General features: G+C 50.5%; 1 protein-coding gene and 2 tRNA genes. All 3 read right to left on the minus strand.

Going from position 1 to position 434, the window contains the following annotated elements; genetic code table 11:
• Positions 1-164 (minus strand): GTP-binding protein (locus AACV31_RS17375; protein WP_023158627.1); only part of this gene is annotated, 164 nt, incomplete at its 3' end.
• Positions 165-276: 112 nt separating this feature from the next.
• A tRNA-Thr gene (locus AACV31_RS17380) sits at positions 277-352 on the minus strand.
• A gap of 6 nt (positions 353-358) precedes the next feature.
• Positions 359-433 (minus strand) — tRNA-Gly (locus AACV31_RS17385).
• Position 434: the final 1 nt, after the last annotated feature.

Raw genomic sequence — 434 nt, forward strand, 5'->3', positions numbered from 1 at the left:
TCCGGCGCGTTATCGATCTGATCGAATGCACGAGCAGAACCACCGTAGGTTTTCGCCAGAACGGTAGTGATGGCAGCGGTCAGCGTTGTTTTACCATGGTCAACGTGGCCGATAGTACCGACGTTAACGTGCGGTTTTGTACGTTCAAACTTTTCTTTAGACATCGATTGTCCCTCTAAGACACGGATAAATCGGTGGTATCACCACATCAACCAGGCGTTTGCCTGAATTTGTTGAATACATCTACAGAAGAGAAACAGGGAGGAGATTGAGAAGTGGTGCTGATAGGCAGATTCGAACTGCCGACCTCACCCTTACCAAGGGTGCGCTCTACCAACTGAGCTATATCAGCACATCCTGGAGCGGGCAGCGGGAATCGAACCCGCATCATCAGCTTGGAAGGCTGAGGTAATAGCCATTATACGATGCCCGCA

The sequence above is a fragment of the Cronobacter sp. EKM101R genome, assembly GCF_963888145.1.
In the GTDB taxonomy this organism is placed as follows: Bacteria; Pseudomonadota; Gammaproteobacteria; order Enterobacterales; family Enterobacteriaceae; genus Cronobacter; species Cronobacter turicensis.